This is a genomic window from Enterobacter cloacae complex sp. SYL003 (assembly GCF_049236925.1).
Classification (GTDB): domain Bacteria; phylum Pseudomonadota; class Gammaproteobacteria; order Enterobacterales; family Enterobacteriaceae; genus Enterobacter; species Enterobacter intestinihominis.
Genome location: NZ_JBMKJK010000002.1, coordinates 103,269 through 121,179, shown reverse-complemented (window position 1 = coordinate 121,179; position 17,911 = coordinate 103,269). Strand labels below are relative to the sequence as shown.

The 17,911-nt window shown below is 55.8% G+C and carries 14 protein-coding genes; 8 read left to right on the top strand and 6 right to left on the bottom strand.

Going from position 1 to position 17,911, the window contains the following annotated elements; genetic code table 11:
• Positions 1–11: 11 nt before the first annotated feature.
• The gene (arsC, locus tag ACOT1A_RS03130; RefSeq protein WP_023300673.1) at positions 12–368 is read left to right on the top strand and encodes an arsenate reductase (glutaredoxin); all 357 of its coding nucleotides are present in this window, start codon (positions 12–14) and stop codon (positions 366–368) included.
• On the opposite strand, the gene ACOT1A_RS03125 is transcribed toward arsC, so the two are convergent.
• On the bottom strand, positions 365–1,189 hold the full coding sequence (locus tag ACOT1A_RS03125) for a homeodomain-like domain protein (RefSeq protein WP_032623803.1): 825 nt from the start codon (positions 1,187–1,189) through the stop codon (positions 365–367). The genes arsC and ACOT1A_RS03125 overlap by 4 nt on opposite strands.
• Before the next feature lie 147 nt (positions 1,190–1,336).
• Between ACOT1A_RS03125 and celB the strand changes: the two genes are divergently transcribed.
• The 3 genes from celB to ACOT1A_RS03110 are packed head-to-tail and all read left to right on the top strand — an operon-like array spanning position 1,337 to position 5,034.
• Entirely contained in the window at positions 1,337–2,656 is a 1,320-nt protein-coding gene (gene celB, locus ACOT1A_RS03120) for a PTS cellobiose transporter subunit IIC (RefSeq protein ID WP_368958411.1), read from the top strand.
• Between the two features lie 3 nt (positions 2,657–2,659).
• Positions 2,660–3,616 carry a N(4)-(beta-N-acetylglucosaminyl)-L-asparaginase gene (locus ACOT1A_RS03115; protein ID WP_023306684.1) on the top strand — a complete coding sequence of 319 codons (957 nt, stop codon included), beginning with the start codon at positions 2,660–2,662 and terminating at the stop codon, positions 3,614–3,616.
• The gene (locus ACOT1A_RS03110; RefSeq protein ID WP_276170125.1) at positions 3,616–5,034 is read left to right on the top strand and encodes a leucyl aminopeptidase family protein; all 1,419 of its coding nucleotides are present in this window, start codon (positions 3,616–3,618) and stop codon (positions 5,032–5,034) included. The genes ACOT1A_RS03115 and ACOT1A_RS03110 overlap by 1 nt, the downstream gene beginning before the upstream one ends.
• Before the next feature lie 76 nt (positions 5,035–5,110).
• On the opposite strand, the gene ACOT1A_RS03105 is transcribed toward ACOT1A_RS03110, so the two are convergent.
• The 4 genes from ACOT1A_RS03105 to ACOT1A_RS03090 all read right to left on the bottom strand — a co-directional run bounded on the left by ACOT1A_RS03105 (position 5,111) and on the right by ACOT1A_RS03090 (position 9,556).
• Positions 5,111–5,812, bottom strand: a complete 702-nt coding sequence (locus tag ACOT1A_RS03105) for a DnaA inactivator Hda (RefSeq protein WP_211482948.1) — start codon at positions 5,810–5,812, stop codon at positions 5,111–5,113.
• 97 nt (positions 5,813–5,909) lie between these two features.
• Positions 5,910–7,199 carry a uracil permease gene (gene uraA / locus ACOT1A_RS03100; RefSeq protein ID WP_022648978.1) on the bottom strand — a complete coding sequence of 430 codons (1,290 nt, stop codon included), beginning with the start codon at positions 7,197–7,199 and terminating at the stop codon, positions 5,910–5,912.
• An 82-nt stretch (positions 7,200–7,281) separates the two neighbouring features.
• Positions 7,282–7,908, bottom strand: coding sequence for a uracil phosphoribosyltransferase (gene upp / locus ACOT1A_RS03095; protein WP_022648979.1), 627 nt, complete (start codon positions 7,906–7,908; stop codon positions 7,282–7,284).
• A gap of 217 nt (positions 7,909–8,125) precedes the next feature.
• Positions 8,126–9,556, bottom strand: a complete 1,431-nt coding sequence (locus ACOT1A_RS03090; RefSeq protein WP_276170119.1) for a 6-phospho-beta-glucosidase — start codon at positions 9,554–9,556, stop codon at positions 8,126–8,128.
• Positions 9,557–9,822: 266 nt separating this feature from the next.
• Here ACOT1A_RS03090 and purM point away from each other — a divergent pair, with 266 nt between their 5' ends.
• The 4 genes from purM (at position 9,823) to ppx (ending at position 15,305) form a co-directional block, all read left to right on the top strand.
• Positions 9,823–10,860, top strand: a complete 1,038-nt coding sequence (gene purM, locus ACOT1A_RS03085) for a phosphoribosylformylglycinamidine cyclo-ligase (RefSeq protein ID WP_022648981.1) — start codon at positions 9,823–9,825, stop codon at positions 10,858–10,860.
• Positions 10,857–11,498, top strand: coding sequence for a phosphoribosylglycinamide formyltransferase (gene purN, locus ACOT1A_RS03080; protein ID WP_023300681.1), 642 nt, complete (start codon positions 10,857–10,859; stop codon positions 11,496–11,498). The genes purM and purN overlap by 4 nt, the downstream gene beginning before the upstream one ends.
• Positions 11,499–11,702: 204 nt before the next feature.
• On the top strand, positions 11,703–13,763 hold the full coding sequence (gene ppk1 / locus ACOT1A_RS03075) for a polyphosphate kinase 1 (RefSeq protein ID WP_006811494.1): 2,061 nt from the start codon (positions 11,703–11,705) through the stop codon (positions 13,761–13,763).
• Positions 13,764–13,766: 3 nt separating this feature from the next.
• On the top strand, positions 13,767–15,305 hold the full coding sequence (ppx, locus tag ACOT1A_RS03070) for an exopolyphosphatase (protein WP_003860570.1): 1,539 nt from the start codon (positions 13,767–13,769) through the stop codon (positions 15,303–15,305).
• On the opposite strand, the gene ACOT1A_RS03065 is transcribed toward ppx, so the two are convergent.
• Complete coding sequence (locus ACOT1A_RS03065) at positions 15,253–17,550, bottom strand: EAL domain-containing protein (RefSeq protein ID WP_023300683.1); 2,298 nt, start codon at positions 17,548–17,550, stop codon at positions 15,253–15,255. The genes ppx and ACOT1A_RS03065 overlap by 53 nt on opposite strands.
• Between the last annotated feature and the right edge of the window lie 361 nt (positions 17,551–17,911).

Genomic DNA, 17,911 nt, shown 5'->3' with positions numbered 1-17,911 from the left:
AAGGAGAAGTCATGACAGACGCGGTAAAAATTTACCATAACCCTCGCTGCTCCAAGAGCCGCGAGACTCTGAATCTGCTGAAGTCTAACGACATCGAGCCGGAAGTGGTGTTGTATCTGGAGACGCCCCCGGACGCGCAGACGATCCGCCAGTTGCTGAAGATGCTGAACATGGGCAGCGCACGCGAGCTGATGCGTCAGAAAGAAGATCTGTATAAATCGCTCAATCTGAACGATACCAGTCTCACTGAAGATCGGCTGATTCAGGCGATGGTCGACAATCCTAAGCTGATTGAGCGCCCGATTGTCGTGGCGAACGGCAAGGCGCGTATCGGCCGTCCGCCGGAAGACGTACTCGGGATCGTCTAATCGTTACGCCGCAGCGCTTCCAGAAACGCCTGCGGCGTACTCTCCCCCAGCTTTTTCTGCGCTTTTCCCCGGTTGAAAAATTCACACAGCTGGATCAACAGTTCTCCCGCCGGTTCACTATTCACGCGCGGAATGATCTCACGTAACGGCACGGCGACCTGAAGGGCAAGATAATACTGTGAATGCACTTTTACGATGACGTTATGCTCCGGCAAGTTCACTTCTAGCCCAAAAGTCTCAATAGATTGAATATCAGCCGGACAGGCAGCCAGCACCTCGTTCGTCCAGCGGGTCAGCAACTGCGGCGAGACACCGGCATAAAGCCGGGCGTAGCACCAGCCGCTGACGGGTTCACGCGCCCAGAGCAGGTGTTGCTCCCCACCGTCGTCCATATGCAGCGATAGCGGCTGATGATGCAGAAGTAGCTTCTGCGGCATGATACCGGCCTTCAGCGCCTTTTTGCCCTGCAACGACGCCCCCTTTTGTCTTACCGAAGCCGGTTTGAGGTAGCGGTTCAGGGTCGCGCGGGAAACGGCGATCCCGAGTCCGTCATTCACCAGCAGCAGCAGTTCATCCAGCGGTGCCCCAGTGATATCCCGCAGGGCATTTATCAGTGCCGCCTGCTCTTGTCTCAATGCTTTGTGTATCACTTTTGGCGTTGTGTGGTTATCCGAAACCTGGTCGCGGTTGCGCCAGCGCCTGACGGTGGTGACCGAGATCCCCAGTTCAACAGCTAGCTCTCTGTCGCTTTTATCTGACTGCTGAAGATAGCGACGGATACGCGGTGTGGTGGTGGCGTTAGCATGCAGTTTGATTTCCATCGCGTCTCTCTCCGCAACTAATCTTATGAGATTTATAGTAGAACAGCGAATGCTTTGTGACCGATTTCACCTTTCGCTCGCCGCGCTTCACTGATAATCCACAGACATAACATAAACAACACCTCTCAATCTTGTACGGAGTTCACAATGAACAATGTTCTGGGATTTCTTGAAGCAAAACTGATGCCGCTGGCGGCGAAAACGGCCCAGCAGCGTCATCTTGGGGCCATTCGTGGGGCCTACGTTTCATTCATGCCGTTTATCATCGTCGGCTCCATCCTGCTGGTGATCTCCTCCTTCCCGAATCAGGCCTATCAGCAGTTTATGTCTCAGGCCTTTGGTGAGAGCTGGAGTGCGATTATAGAGATTCCATTCAACGCGGTATTCTCAACCATGTCGCTGTTTATCAGCTTCCTGGTGGCCTACCGCCTGGCTGAGCATTATGGCGAGGACCGCATCTCCTGCGGCATCCTGGCGCTGGTTGCGTTTCTGATCCTGACGCCCTTTATCAAAGTGGCGGAAAACGGCGGCATTACCGTGATGCCAGTGGAGTGGATTGGCAGCAAAGGGTTGTTTGTGGCGATGATCGGTTCCCTGCTGTGGACGGAACTGTTCTGCTGGCTGAAGCGCAAAAAGCTGGTCATTAAAATGCCGGACGGCGTACCACCGGCGGTGCAGGAGTCGTTCGCGGCGCTGATCCCGGCCCTGCTGGTGATGATTCTGGTGCTTATTATCCGCATCATCTTCGAAAACACCCACTACCACACCATCCACCAGTTTATTTATGAAGTGGTTGCCACCCCGGTGCGCCACTACGGTACCTCTTATTTCGGTGCGCTGATGACCGTATTCAGCATCACCATTCTGTGGTCAGTGGGCATTAACTCCGGTTCGATGATCAACGGCATTATTCGCCCGCTGTGGATGGAAAACCAGACCGACAACATCGCCGCGATCCAGGCGGGAACGACGCCGCCGCACATCATCACCGAACAGTTTTTTGACATGATCTGGATGGGCGGCGCGGGCGCCACGCTGTCGCTGGTGATAGCGATGCTGATTTTCGCCCGCAGCAAAAACATGCGAGAGGTGGCGCGCCTCGGCGCAGGAGCCTCAGTGTTTAACATCAACGAACCGATCCTGTTTGGCCTGCCGGTGATCATGAACCCGATCATGCTCATTCCGTTTAATCTGGTGCCGCTGGTGCTGGTCACCGTGCAGTATGCGGCGATGAAAATTGGCGCGGTCGCCGTCACCACCGGGGTGTTTATTCCCTGGACGCTGCCGCCGGTTATCAGCGGCTTTATCGTCACCGGGCACCTGAGCGGCAGCGTGATGCAGCTGATCAACCTGCTGATTGGCGCCATACTGTACCTGCCTTTCATGCGTATCCTGGATAAACAGTACCGCGCCGCGGAGCTGACTACCGCTACGCAACCCGACACCACCCTTGCAAAACAGGAGTAAAGCATGTGGGGAATTATCGCAACCTGGCGAATGGCACTTGAAGGGGTAACGGAATCCGCGTCTGCCCTGGCGGCGGGAAAACCGGTCGCTTCGGCGGTGGTCGATGCCGTCGCTGCCGTGGAAGACTTTCCGCTGTATAAATCCGTCGGCTACGGTGGCCTGCCGACCGAGAACGGCGAGGTGGAGCTGGACGCGGCGTATATGGACGGCGACACGCTGGCGTTCGGCGCCGTGGGGAATCTGGTGGATATCGCCAACCCGGTGCGCGTGGCGCACGCGCTCAGCCGTCAACGCTATAACAGCCTGCTGGTCGGCCAGGGCGCGCGCGAATGGGCGCTGAGCCAGGGCTTTGCCGACAAAACTATGCTCACGGATCGCGCCATGCAGCACTACCGCAAGCGCTGCCGCGAAACGCTGGATAAGGGGTTAAGCCCCTACGACGGACATGACACCGTCGGCATCATTGGCCTTGATAAACAGGGTTCGATGAGCGTCGCCACCTCCACCAGTGGCCTGTTTATGAAAAAACGTGGTCGCCTCGGTGACTCACCCATCATCGGCTCCGGCTTTTACTGCGACAGCGAAACCGGCGCGGCCACCGCCACAGGCGTCGGTGAAGACCTGATGAAGGGCTGTACCAGCTACGAAATCGTTCGCCGGATGGCGCAAGGGATGACGCCGCAGCAGGCGGCGGATTCAGTCGTATTCGAACTGGAAGACAAGCTGATGTCGCGCTTCGGTCGCGCGGGCGATCTCTCCGTGGTGTGCATGAACAGCAAAGGAGAATTTGGCGCCGCGACCAACATAAAAACCTTCTCGTTCGTGGTAGCGACGGCTCGCCAGCCCCTCACCGTTTTTCGTACTGAACGCCTCCGGGAGAAAACGCACTATCATGCGGTAGATGAGGAGTGGATGCAGGCCTATGCCGCACGGATCCGCGCGCCGATTGAGGAATCATGATGATCACTTACCAGTTTATCAACGCGCTTTCAGACGCGAAGCCGAACAGCCATTTGATCGCGCGCGCTGACAGTTCCCTGTTACCGGATAGCGCTCTTGTCGCTGAAATGCGCCAGCAGAGCACCGTCGCGGACGCGCGCTTTGGCTGCGCGCCGTTTGCGCGCATTACTCTGTTGCCGGACACGATCTGGCATGACGCCCTGACCGAAGGGTTGCTCACCGCCCTGCGACCGCTGCTTACCGCCCCCGCCAGCGCCGATATCGTGCTGGACGTGACGGATATCGACGAGGTGGTGCTGGCGCAGGTGCTGCGATTTCTCTTTAATCAGGCCCACAGGCTGAGCGATCTGAAGCTCAAGAAAACGGACGACGCGGTGCGTCTTACGTGCATCACCGCCCTCTGCCTGCCGGAACAGAGGGCGAAGCTGGAGACGATCTTCCGCCAGCAGCAGGCTATTGCCCTCGGAATGGTCGCGGCGCGGCGGCTGGCGGATATCCCGTCTGACCGCTGTACGCCGCAGTTTGTGGTCGAAGAGGCGCAAAAACTGTGTGCCGCCTACCCTGCCCTGCGCTGCGAGGTGCTGAATGAAAAGGATATTGTTGAGCAGGGTCTTGGGCTGCTGCACGCGGTTGGCAAAGGGGCGGCCTGCCCGCCGCGTCTGCTGGCTATTCATTATGATGGTGCCAACGACGGCCCGATGCGCTGCTACGTGGGAAAAGGCATTACCTTTGACACCGGCGGCCTGTGGCTGAAGGAAGGCGCGGGCATGTACACCATGAAATATGACATGTGCGGCGCGGCCAACGTACTGGGGCTGATGCTGACAGTTGCGGAGCTGAAATTACCCGTGCGCATCATGGGCGTGCTGGCGCTGGCGGAAAACGCCATCGGCCCCGACGCCATGCAGCCCGGCACGGTGGCAACAGCCTGTAACGGCACCACCGTTGAAATCAATAATACCGATGCCGAGGGCCGGCTGGTGCTGGCTGACGCCATTGCCTGGGCCAGCCAGCGGTACCCGCAGGCCCGCTACATCATTGATATGGCGACTTTAACGGGCGCAGTGGTGAAAGCGCTGGGGTATGAGCTGAGCGGGCTGATGACCCAGGATGAACCGCTGCGCGCCGCGTTGACGCAGGCAGGGAAACGGAGCGGTGACGAGGTGTGGTCTCTGCCGCTGGACGCACGGCTGAAAAAGCAGACCGACAGCGCGATTGCCGATCTGTGCAACACACCGACTAACAATGCAGCGATAAGCGCCTCGGCGGCGTGGCTGCTGCATCACTTCTGTCCGCCGGCGATCCCATGGGCACATCTGGATATCAGCGGGACGGCGCTGTGGCGTGAGAACGGCAGAAGCGTGGCGTCGGGAAGACCGATTCCGCTGCTGGTTGAGCACCTGATGGGGGATCTTTAGCCCGGTGGCGCTGCGTTTACCGGGCCTACGGGTGCCATATGTAGGCCGGGTAAGGCGCAGCCGCCACCCGGCATAACTACAGCTTAAGAATATCTTTCACAAACGGAATGGTCAGCTTGCGCTGGGCGGTGATGGAGGCGCGATCGAGCTGATCGAGCGTATCAAAGAGCGTGCGCATCTCCCGATCCAGACGCTTGAGCAGGAAGCGCCCTACGTCTTCCGGCAGTTCAAATCCGCGCAGTCTGGCGCGCAACTGAAGTGCCTGGAGTTTGTCTTCATCCGACAGCGGTTGCAGCTTGTAGATTTGCCCCCAGTCCAGACGAGACGCCAGATCCGGCAGCCCCAGATTGAGCTGACGCGGCGGACGATCGCCGGTGATCAGCAGCCGGGTTTTGCCCGACTCCAGAATGCGGTTGTAGAGGTTAAAGATCGCCATTTCCCACGGCTCGTCTCCCGCCACGCATTCAATATTATCGATGCAGACCAGGGAGAGATGTTCCATGCCCTCCAGCACTTCAGGCACAAACCAGGTGCGTTTATCCAGCGGCACATAGCCTACCGCGTCACCGCGCGCCGAAAGTTCCGCACAGGCGGCATGCAGCAGGTGGCTGCGTCCCGCGCCTTCGCGTGACCAGATATAGATGTATCCGCTGTGTTCCTGGCGCAGCACGTTTTGCAGTGCAGCCAGTAAAGAGGGGTTATCACCCGGCCAGAAACTCGCGAAAGTTTCATCGTCAGGGAGATAAAGTGGCAAAGAGAGCTGTGCCGGTCCGTTCAGAAATACCTCAACCAGAGATCTTACATAAAATCGGAATGGAGTTTAACACGGAACCAGCAAGGAGAGAACCGGGCGGATCGTCCGCCCGGTTAAAGGATCAATGTGGTGCTTTTTCGCTATCGTCAGCGTCCAGGATTTCTTCTTCCGGACGAATGACCGAGATCAGCTTGAAAATCAGGCTCAGGCCCACGCCGACGATGGTCGCCAGCGCCATCCCCTTCAGCTCTGCCGCGCCGATGTGCACCTTCGCGCCGCTCACGCCGATGATCAGGATAACGGAGGTCAGGATCAGGTTCTGCGCCTTGCTGTAATCCACTTTGGATTCAATCAGCACGCGAATACCGGACGCACCGATCACCCCGTACAGCAGCAGGGAAACGCCGCCCATCACCGGAACCGGGATAATCTGGATCGCCGCCGCCAGTTTGCCGACGCAGGAGAGCAGAATAGCGATGATCGCCGCGCCGCCTATAACCCAGGTGCTGTAGACGCGGGTGATCGCCATTACGCCGATGTTCTCCCCGTAAGTCGTGTTAGGCGTGGAGCCGAAGAAACCGGAGATGATGGTGGAGAAACCGTTGGCAAACATGGAGCGATGCAGGCCCGGGTCGCGGATCAGGTCACGCTTCACGATGTTCGCCGTCACCACCAGGTGGCCAACGTGCTCAGCAATCACCACCAGTGCAGCAGGCAGAATGGTGAAGATAGCAAACCATTCGAAGCGTGGGGTGTAGAAGGTCGGCAGCGCGAACCAGTGTGCCTCGGCAATCGGTGTGGTATCCACAACGCCCATCACGAAGGAGAGTGCGTAACCCGCCAGCACGCCGATCAGGATCGGGATAATCGCCATAAAGCCGCGGAACAGGACGGAACCGAAAACCGTCACGCCCAGCGTCACCAGCGAAATAATAATGGTTTTAGAATCCGGTGACTGACCGTCCGCAGGCAGCAGGCCAGCCATGTTAGCCGCCACACCCGCCAGTTCCAGGCCGATGACGGCAACGATTGCCCCCATTGCCGCAGGCGGGAACATCACGTCCAGCCAGCCGGTACCCGCTTTCTTCACGATGAAGGAGACCAGGCAGAACAGCACGCCGCACATGATAAAGCCGCCCAGCGCGACCTCGTAACCCAGCGGCAGCAACAGCAGTACCGGGGAGATAAACGCGAAGCTCGACCCGAGATAGGCCGGGATTTTGCCTTTACAGATGAAGAGGTAAAGCAGCGTACCGATGCCGTTAAACAGCAGCACGGTAGCCGGGTTAATGTGAAACAGGATTGGCACCAGCACGGTTGCGCCAAACATGGCGAACAGGTGCTGCAAACTAAGCGGGATTGTCTGTAAAAGCGGCGGTCTTTCACTCACCCCGATAGCACGGCGCGTCATAGTGTTTTCCTCTGAGTATCATTGTTGGTTTTTATTCAAAAAAAAGCCGACTATCAAAGTCGGCTTCTTTATCGTTATTCGATTATTTAGTCCCAAAAATCTTATCGCCGGCATCGCCGAGCCCCGGGATGATGTACCCGTGCTCGTTCAGTCCCTGGTCGACAGACGCGGTATAGAGTTCAACGTCCGGGTGCGCTTTTTCCAGCGCCGCGATACCTTCCGGCGCCGCGACCAGCACCAGCACTTTGATGCTGCTGCAGCCTGCTTGTTTCAGCAGGTCAATGGTGGCGATCATCGAACCACCGGTCGCCAGCATCGGGTCAACTACCAGCGCCATACGCTCATCAATGTTAGAGACCAGCTTCTGGAAGTATGGGACCGGCTCAAGCGTCTCTTCGTTACGGTAGATACCTACCACGCTGATACGCGCGCTTGGGACGTGCTCCAGCACGCCTTCCATCATGCCCAGACCCGCACGCAGGATTGGCACCACGGTAATTTTTTTACCTTTGATCTGCTCAACCTGTACCGGGCCGTTCCAGCCTTCGATGGTCACTTTTTCCGTTTCCAGATCAGAGGTCGCTTCGTAGGTCAGCAGGCTACCCACTTCAGAAGCCAGTTCGCGAAAACGCTTCGTGCTGATGTCATGCTCACGCATCAGGCCCAACTTGTGTTTAACGAGTGGGTGTTTCACTTCCACAATCTTCATTCTCTTTCTCCTCTGAGGTGGCATCCGCAAAAAAATCGCGGGATTATACCGCTTTTTTCGGATTGCGCCATACCCATGTTGCTTGATGTACATCAATCAAAAACAAAAAAGCCGGAGGCTGGGCTCCGGTTTGGGTGCGGGGTCTTGCCCGGTGGCGCTGCGCTTACGCGGGCCTACGTGTAGTGTAGGTCGGGTAAGTATAAGCGCCACCCGACAATTACAGGTTATCGCCGTTGCTCGCAATCACCTGCTTATACCAGTCGAACGATTTCTTCTTGCTGCGGTTCAGCGTGCCGTTACCTTCGTTATCTTTATCGACAAAGATAAAGCCGTAGCGTTTCTTCATCTCGCCAGTGCCGGCAGAGACCAGGTCGATACAGCCCCACGGGGTATAGCCCATCAGATCCACGCCGTCTTCCACCACCGCTTTTTTCATCTCGCGGATGTGGGCGGAAAGGTAGTCGATGCGGTACTGGTCGTTCACCGTGCCGTCGCTCTCCTGCACGTCGATCGCGCCAAAGCCGTTTTCCACAATAAACAGCGGCAGCTGATAGTGATCCCAGAACCAGTTCAGAGAGTAGCGCAGCCCGACAGGATCGATCTGCCAGCCCCAGTCCGATTTCTGCACGTACGGGTTAGAAACCAGGCTCTTGCTCTCGTCATAATCCAGCGTCGGATTATCCGCCGTCGCTTTGGTGGCGAACGACATGTAGTAGCTGAACCCGATGTAATCCACGCAGCCCTGCGTCAGCGCCACTTTATCTTCTTCGGTGATATCCAGCGCGAAGCCGCGACGTTCAAAGTAGTTGAACAGATGCTGCGGATACTTGCCGCGCACGTGAACGTCGGTAAACCAGTAGCGGCGATGCATGGCGTTCATCGCCATCATCATGTCGTCCGGGGCACAGGTCAGCGGATAGATGGGGCACATGGCAATCATGCAGCCGATATGCAGTGACGGGTTGATATCACGCCCCGCTTTCACCGCCAGGGCGCTGGCCACCAGCTCATAGTGCGCCGCCTGGAACATCACCGGCTCGCGATCTTCTCCCGGCGCATATTTCAGCCCGGAGTTGGTAAACGGCGCAAAGTCTTCATGAAAGTTGGCCTGGTTATTGATCTCGTTAAAGGTCATCCAGTACTTCACTTTATGCTGATAGCGCTCAAAAACGACCTTCGCGAAGCGGACAAAGAAGTCGATCAGCTTACGGTTACGCCAGCCGCCGTATTCCGTTACGAGGTGGAAAGGCATCTCGAAGTGGGAAAGCGTGATCACCGGCTCGATGCCGTGCTTCAGGCACTCGTCGAAAAGATCGTCATAGAATTTGAGTCCCGCTTCGTTCGGCTCCAGCTCGTCGCCTTTCGGGAAGATACGCGTCCAGGCAATGGAGGTGCGGAAGCATTTGAACCCCATCTCGGCAAAGAGTTTGATGTCTTCTTTATAGCGGTGGTAAAAGTCGATGGCTTCGTGGTTTGGGTAATTTTTCCCCTCCAGCACGCCGTTGGTGATTTCACGCGGTACCCCGTGGGCGCCTGCCGTCATGACATCGGCAACGCTCACGCCCTTGCCGCCCTCTTTCCAGCCGCCTTCAAGCTGGTGCGCCGCAACGGCCCCACCCCACAGAAAACCTGCTTTAAATCCTGACATTCGCTTTCCCTCATTCTGCGTTATTTTCTGCAAAAACAGTTACAGAAACCGGTTTCATTTTGATGATGTGCAAAGGGGATAGCCGTTGCAAGCAGATCGCCGAAACCGGTTTCATTTTCGTGAACGGAATCAAGTTTGTTGCCCTGGACAGTCCGCACAGAAAAAAAGATCCCCGCGCGGAGAATAGGCTCGCAAACGTTTGCCTGGACTGTTAGAATTGCGCCGATTTTTCTTACTAGCTATGCAATCGCGTGGGGATTTAAGCCGTGACCAACAAAACTTCTCTCAGCTACAAAGATGCCGGTGTTGATATTGACGCAGGTAATGCGCTGGTTGACCGAATCAAAGGTGTGGTGAAAAAAACCCGCCGCCCGGAAGTGATGGGTGGCCTGGGTGGATTCGGCGCACTGTGCGCGCTGCCGCAAAAATATCGTGAACCTGTGCTGGTCTCGGGTACGGATGGTGTCGGTACAAAACTGCGCCTGGCGATGGATCTTAAGCGTCACGATACGATTGGTATTGATCTGGTGGCGATGTGCGTCAACGACCTGGTGGTACAGGGCGCTGAGCCGCTGTTCTTCCTGGATTACTACGCGACCGGCAAGCTGGATGTGGATACCGCAGCCAGCGTCATTAACGGTATCGCCGAAGGCTGTCTGCAATCCGGCTGTGCGCTGGTCGGCGGTGAAACCGCTGAAATGCCAGGCATGTATCACGGTGAAGATTATGACGTCGCAGGCTTCTGCGTCGGTGTGGTAGAAAAATCAGAAATTATCGACGGCAGCAAAGTGGCTGACGGCGATGTGCTGGTTGCGCTGGCCTCCAGCGGTCCGCACTCCAACGGCTACTCTCTGGTGCGTAAGATCCTCGAAGTGAGCGGTTGCGACCCGCTGACCACCGAGCTGGACGGCAAACCGCTGGCCGATCACCTGCTGGCCCCGACCCGTATCTACGTCAAAAACGTGCTGGAGCTGATTGAGAACGTTGAGGTGCACGCCATCGCTCACCTTACCGGCGGCGGCTTCTGGGAAAACATTCCGCGCGTGCTGCCGGACAATACCCAGGCGGTGATCGACGCCTCCTCATGGCAGTGGCCGCCCGTCTTCAACTGGCTGCAATCCGCAGGCAACGTGAGCGAGCATGAAATGTATCGCACCTTTAACTGCGGCGTGGGCATGGTTATCGCCCTGCCAGCCAGCGAAGCGGATAAAGCGGTTAAACTGCTGACAGAAAAAGGTGAAAACGCGTGGAAAATCGGTACGATTAAAGCTTCCGATTCCGAACAGCGTGTGGTCATTGAATGAAAAACATCGTGGTGCTCATTTCCGGCAACGGAAGCAATTTGCAGGCAATTATAGACGCCTGCAAACAGAAGAAAATCAATGGCACCATTCGGGCAGTATTCAGCAACAAGGCCGATGCGTTCGGCCTTGAGCGCGCGCGGGAAGCGAACATTCCTGCGCACGCGCTGGAAGCCAGCCAGTTCGCCGGGCGTGAAGCCTTTGACCGTGAGCTGGTGCAGGAGATTGACGCCTACGCGCCTGACGTGGTGGTGCTGGCGGGCTACATGCGTATCCTGAGCCCGGCCTTCGTCGCGCATTACAACGGACGTTTGCTGAATATCCACCCTTCTCTTCTGCCGAAATATCCTGGCCTGCATACCCATCGTCAGGTGCTGGAGAACGGCGATGAGGAGCATGGTACCTCCGTGCATTTCGTTACCGACGAGCTGGACGGCGGTCCGGTCATTTTGCAGGCAAAAGTACCGGTCTTTGACGGTGACAACGAAGACGACGTGACGGAACGTGTACAGGCTCAGGAACACGCCATTTATCCGCTGGTGGTAAGCTGGTTTGTTGACGGCCGTCTTGAGATGCGCGACGGTGCCGCCTGGCTGGACGGCGTGAAGTTGCCCCCGCAGGGTCATGCGGCTGAAGAGTAGTTTGTTCTGTCGGGTGGCGCTGCGCTTACCCGACCTACATATTGCATTACCCGATATTCCCTTCTCCAACCCCCTAAAATCCCCAACAAAAAAAATAACTGTCATACTTTTCTGGCACTGTTGGACATATCGTGGAAATGCTCGCCATAATAAGGACGAGACGGATTTACCACGTCCTGTGATTGAACTGGAGTGTGAGCTGTAATGGGTCAGGAAAAGTTATATATCGAGAAAGAGCTAAGCTGGTTAGCATTCAACGAACGTGTACTTCAGGAAGCGGCCGATAAAAGCAACCCGCTGATTGAGCGTATGCGTTTTTTAGGCATCTATTCCAACAATCTGGATGAGTTCTACAAGGTTCGCTTCGCCGAACTAAAACGCCGAATCATCATCAGCGAAGAACAGGGCTTAAACTCCCACTCGCGGCATCTGCTTGGAAAAATCCAGTCTCGCGTCATGAAAGCCGATCAGGAATTTGATGGCCTCTATAACGAGCTGCTGCTGGAAATGGCACGCAACCAAATCTTCCTGATCAACGAACGCCAGCTCTCCGCGAATCAGCAAAACTGGCTGCGCCACTATTTCAAACACTATCTGCGCCAGCATATCACCCCGATTCTGATCAACCGTGAAACCGATCTGGTGCAGTTCCTGAAAGATGATTACACCTATCTGGCGGTAGAAATCATTCGTGGTGAGACCATTAACTACGCACTGCTGGAAATACCGTCTGATAAAGTCCCGCGCTTTGTAAATCTGCCGCCGGAAACCCCGCGCCGACGTAAGCCGATGATCCTGCTGGATAACATTCTGCGCTACTGTCTGGACGATATCTTCAAAGGTTTCTTCGATTACGACGCGCTCAACGCCTACTCGATGAAGATGACCCGTGACGCCGAGTACGATCTGGTGCATGAGATGGAGGCCAGCCTGATGGAGCTGATGTCTTCCAGCCTCAAGCAGCGCCTGACGGCAGAGCCGGTGCGTTTTGTCTATCAGCGCGATATGCCGGACGCGATGGTGGAGATGCTGCGCGATAAGCTGACCATCTCCCGCTACGACTCCATAATCCCCGGTGGGCGTTACCACAACTTTAAAGATTTCATTGGCTTCCCGAACGTCGGCAAAGCCAATCTGGTAAACAAACCGCTGCCACGCCTGCGCCATATCTGGTTCGATAAATTCCGCAACGGGTTCGATGCCATCCGCGAGCGGGATGTGCTGCTCTACTATCCGTATCACACCTTTGAACACGTGCTGGAATTGCTGCGTCAGGCCTCGTTCGATCCGAACGTGCTGGCGATTAAGATCAACATTTATCGCGTGGCGAAAGATTCCCGCATCATCGATGCGATGATCCACGCAGCGCACAACGGCAAGAAAGTGACCGTGGTGGTTGAGCTCCAGGCTCGCTTCGACGAAGAGGCCAACATCCACTGGGCGCGCCGACTGACGGAAGCGGGCGTGCACGTCATCTTCTCCGCGCCGGGGCTGAAAATTCACGCCAAGTTGTTCCTGATCTCCCGTAAAGAGGGCGACGATGTGGTGCGCTACGCCCATATCGGTACCGGGAACTTTAACGAGAAAACCGCGCGTATTTACACCGACTATTCGCTGCTGACTGCCGATGCCCGCATCACCAACGAAGTGCGTCGGGTGTTCAACTTCATTGAGAACCCGTACCGCCCGGTGAGCTTCGATTATCTGCTGGTGTCACCGCAGAACTCACGGCGCCTGCTGTACGATATGATCGACAAAGAGATTGCCAATGCGCAGAACGGCTTGTCGTCCGGCATCACGCTGAAGCTCAACAATCTGGTGGACAAAGGCCTGGTGGATCGCCTGTATGCGGCCTCCAGCTCCGGCGTTCCGGTAAATCTGCTCATTCGCGGCATGTGCTCGCTCATTCCGGAACTGGAAGGCATCAGCGACAACATCCGCGTGATCAGCATTGTGGATCGCTATCTTGAACACGATCGCGTCTATATTTTCGATAACGCCGGTGATAAGCGCGTATACCTCTCGTCCGCCGACTGGATGACGCGTAACATTGATTACCGTATTGAAGTGGCGGCACCGCTGCTGGATCCTCGCCTGAAGCAGCGTATCCTGGACATTATCGAGATCCTGTTCAGCGATACGGTGAAAGCACGTTATATCGACAAAGAACTCAGTAATCGCTATGTACCGCGCGGCAATCGCCGTAAAGTGCGGTCGCAGCTGGCGATTTACGATTACATCAAATCACTTGAGCAACCCGATTAACCTATGCCAATAAACGATAATACCCCACGCCCGCAGGAGTTCGCTGCGGTCGATCTTGGCTCAAACAGTTTCCATATGGTCATCGCCCGCGAGGTGGATGGCGCGATGCAGATCATCGGTCGTCTGAAGCAGCGCGTGCATCTGGCCGATGGGCTCGACGCGCGTAACATGCTGAGCGAAGAGGCAATGGAGCGCGGGCTTAACTGCCTGTCGCTGTTCGCAGAACGTCTGCAAGGCTTTTCGCCGTCCAGCGTCTGCATCGTCGGGACGCATACGCTACGCCAGGCGCTGAACGCGCCGGAATTTCTTAAGCGCGCGGAAAAGGTTATCCCCTACCCGATTGAGATCATCTCTGGTAACGAAGAAGCGCGCCTGATTTTTATGGGCGTGGAGCATACGCAGCCGGAAAAAGGCCGCAAGCTGGTGATTGATATCGGCGGAGGCTCAACCGAACTGGTGATTGGCGAAGATTTCGAGCCGCGTCTGGTTGAAAGCCGCCGTATGGGCTGCGTCAGCTTCGCGCAAATGTATTTTCCGGGCGGCGTCATCACCCGCGAAAACTTCCAGCGCGCGCGCATGGCCGCCGTGCAAAAACTGGAAAATCTGGCCTGGCAGTATCGTATTCAGGGCTGGAACGTGGCGCTGGGCGCATCGGGGTCGATTAAAGCGGCCCATGAAGTGCTGCTGGCGATGGGTGAAAAGGACGGGTTTATTACGCCTGAGCGCCTGGTGAAACTCACCGAAGAGGTGCTTAAGCACAAGAGCTTCGACGCCCTGAGTCTGCCGGGCTTGTCCGACGAGCGTAAAGCGGTGTTCGTACCGGGGCTGGCGATCCTCTGCGGCGTGTTTGACGCGCTGGCGATCAAAGAGCTGCGCCTCTCTGACGGCGCCCTGCGCGAAGGTGTGCTGTATGAGATGGAAGGCCGTTTCCGTCATCAGGATATTCGCAGCCGCACCGCGCAGAGCCTTGCCAACCAGTACAATATCGACCGCGAACAGGCGAAACGGGTGCTGGAAACCACGGTTCAGATGTACGAGCAGTGGGAGGAGCAGAATCCAAAGCTGGCGCATCCGCAGCTGGCCGCGCTGTTAAAATGGGCCGCGATGCTGCATGAGGTGGGGCTGAACATTAACCACAGCGGAATGCATCGCCATTCAGCCTATATTCTGCAAAATAGCGATCTGCCTGGCTTCAACCAGGAGCAGCAAACCATGATGGCGACGCTGGTGCGCTATCACCGCAAAGCCATCAAGCTCGACGATCTGCCGCGCTTTACGCTATTTAAGAAAAAGCAGTTCCTGCCACTCATTCAGCTTCTGCGCCTGGGCGTGCTGCTCAATAATCAGCGGCAGGCGACCACCACACCGCCTACACTGAAGCTCAAAACGGATGACTATCACTGGACGCTGAGCTTCCCGCACGACTGGTTTAGCCAGAACGCGCTGGTGCTGCTGGATCTGGAAAAAGAGCAGCAGTACTGGGAAGCGGTCACCGGCTGGCTGTTGAAGATTGAAGAAGAGAGTTCTGAGGCGGCAGCGTAACGGCTAAGGCGTTCTCCTGAGAAGGCTGTGTTTCGAGCAACGTATCAAGCTCAACTGGCAACCCAATTAAGTAGCCCTGCACATAATCGATACCTAGCGCGTGCACCGCGCTACGTATCTCTTCTGTTTCCACACATTCCGCCACCACCAGCATTTTCTTCATCCGGGCCAGATGGCAAATGGATGCCACGATCTGGTAATCCAGGCTGTTGCTGACAATATTGCGAATAAAGCCGCCGTCGATTTTGAGAATGTCGGCGTCCACGCTTTTTAACCGCGCATAGCTGGCGTAGCCGGTGCCAAAATCATCAATGGCGATCCGTATTCCCATTTTTTGCAATTGCCTGAGGGTGGATGCCGCCAGATCCGCATGACCAAAGGCGCTACTTTCGGTCACTTCAAAGATCAGCTGCCATGCTTCAACGGCATATCTGGCTAACAGGCGGCTCACTTCAAGCGGGAACTGCGCCCGGTAGACGGTAGAAGGTGCGAGGTTGATGGCAAAGCGCTGGCCCGGCAAACGCTGGCGGTGCTGTGCCAGGAAACTCAACGTACGCTCCAGTACCCATAAATCGACACGCGACGATAAACCAAACTCCTGTGCTATGGGCAGGAACTGCTCGGGAAAGATCAGCGCCCCGTTATCATCACGCATTCGCAGCAGCACTTCATGGTAATGATCGCCGCGCAGGCCGCGAACAGGCTGAACTAACAGGCTAAAAGCATTCTGCTCCAGCGCTGTCTGCAAACGGCTCATCATCGCCACCTTATCTTTCAGGCTACGCTGCAAGTGAACAGCCCCGCGCTGCTGAAGATTTTCCGGGTGATTCGTTGAGAGGGAGAGGTCAGCCACGATGCCCAGTTCCCCCAGCACCAGATAGAGGTGATTGACGGGTGAGCGTACATAGCAGTAGCTCACGCCAACCTGAGGCTGCACCGGCATACCATCCCAGATAAAAACAAACTGCTTAATATGCTCGTCCAGCGTCTCAATGCGCTGTTGATGCGACTCCGCCTCCAGACGCACCGCCATGTCATATCCGGTGAGGTGATAGACTTGCTCTTTTGGCTGAAGGGTGCCATTTATCCATTGCGCCAGCTGCTGTTTATACTGGATCCGCAGCATCACGCCGTAATTGCGTCCCAGTACTTCCAGCTCGGGCACGCGCAGTAAACAGAGCGCCGACCACGGATGACTGGCCAGCTCTCGCGACAGCGCCCGCAGGTTGGGCATATGCACCACCGGATCGAGAAAAGCCTGACTGCGGGAGCGAATATTGATGGTCCGCTGGCGTGTCGCCAGCATCGACATGTACGTCACAACGAAGGAAAAGACCAGATAGCTGGATGAGGTGATCGCCAGCTGAATGCCATAACCCCCCTGCACCGGAATGTAGTGATAAAAAAAGTGAATCGACACCAGCAGGACCGGCGTCCAGATGATTGACATCAGCTTGTAGCCAAAGCGCATCGCCCCCCAGAGCATCACGGGCATCAGCAGTGACAAAGTGTAGTTGGTGCTGAAAATGGAACTGTTTTCATTCATGGGCAGCAGCAGCATAGCCAGCAACCCACCCAGAGCTAAAAACCACACCACAAACTCAACGGCCGTCACCTTTTTGTCTATTTGCGTGCGGAGCTGGGACATCAGTCCCTTGAAATAGCGCGGATGACGTATCAGGCGGATCAGCAGGTAGCTTAGCGGCACACCCGTCAGCCCGCTCACCAGCAGCCCCTGATAGTTAATAAGGGTCCGAATATTGAGGGGATTCAATCCTGCAAGGCTCTGGCGGCTCTCATAGACCCCGAGATAAACCGCAAACTGAAATAGCACCAGAAAAAGCGTTGCCGGGCAAAACACCTGCCAGAAGATACGTTGCCCCATCAGGCGTATGTCACCGTAAGCGGTCATATTGCGTCGGGGCGCAAACACGCGGTAACCGCCCCAGCTGAGCACCAGGGGGACGATAAAATGCAAAATGCCGGTCACGGTTTCAAACAACCCAACGGACGGGTAATAACGTAAAAACAGCGACACCACCACTCCGGGAAGGGCTTCCAGGCCAAAGAACAACATCAGCGTCAGCAGAAAGGAGAGCGGGAGATAATAGAGCGCAACGATACCGTCGCCCAGCTGCGTTAAGGTATTAGCCACACTAAGCACCGGGAGTAACACGACGGGTAATATAAGAGGAAGTGCCCACCAGCGGTCTTTATTTTGCTTCAGGATGTGGTGAATATTCATAGATGCTCGTTTACAACCCTTGCGCTCCAGAGGGTAAATGAAGACAGGCATCCAACCTGACGTACACGATGCCCGGAAAATTCCTGGCAAGCACAGTGGAGGTGGGATTTTAAATATCAACGACGAGACGCCGTTGACCTAAATCAAATTAATTTATCTGAATAAACATTTCTTACGTTTTATTTGAATATTTTTCCTGTAATTATCAATACGATAAATAAAAGCGTTGTTTTTAATAACATAAATTAATGTAAGCATTGACGGTATTTTACATTTCGCTGAATTGACCCCGACTTGCGGCTGTGCCTTAATAGCCGTATCGCCCAAAAGGGTATACTCAGGAAAAGAAAGTGAGTCAGGC

Coding starts and splice junctions, on each gene's coding strand:
- arsC (WP_023300673.1), top strand. CDS start 12: ATGACAGACGCGGTAAAAATTTACCATAACCCTCGCTGCTCCAAGAGC.
- ACOT1A_RS03125 (WP_032623803.1), bottom strand. CDS start 1,189: ATGGAAATCAAACTGCATGCTAACGCCACCACCACACCGCGTATCCGT.
- celB (WP_368958411.1), top strand. CDS start 1,337: ATGAACAATGTTCTGGGATTTCTTGAAGCAAAACTGATGCCGCTGGCG.
- ACOT1A_RS03115 (WP_023306684.1), top strand. CDS start 2,660: ATGTGGGGAATTATCGCAACCTGGCGAATGGCACTTGAAGGGGTAACG.
- ACOT1A_RS03110 (WP_276170125.1), top strand. CDS start 3,616: ATGATCACTTACCAGTTTATCAACGCGCTTTCAGACGCGAAGCCGAAC.
- uraA (WP_022648978.1), bottom strand. CDS start 7,199: ATGACGCGCCGTGCTATCGGGGTGAGTGAAAGACCGCCGCTTTTACAG.
- upp (WP_022648979.1), bottom strand. CDS start 7,908: ATGAAGATTGTGGAAGTGAAACACCCACTCGTTAAACACAAGTTGGGC.
- ACOT1A_RS03090 (WP_276170119.1), bottom strand. CDS start 9,556: ATGTCAGGATTTAAAGCAGGTTTTCTGTGGGGTGGGGCCGTTGCGGCG.
- purN (WP_023300681.1), top strand. CDS start 10,857: ATGAAAAACATCGTGGTGCTCATTTCCGGCAACGGAAGCAATTTGCAG.
- ppk1 (WP_006811494.1), top strand. CDS start 11,703: ATGGGTCAGGAAAAGTTATATATCGAGAAAGAGCTAAGCTGGTTAGCA.
- ppx (WP_003860570.1), top strand. CDS start 13,767: ATGCCAATAAACGATAATACCCCACGCCCGCAGGAGTTCGCTGCGGTC.
- ACOT1A_RS03065 (WP_023300683.1), bottom strand. CDS start 17,550: ATGAATATTCACCACATCCTGAAGCAAAATAAAGACCGCTGGTGGGCA.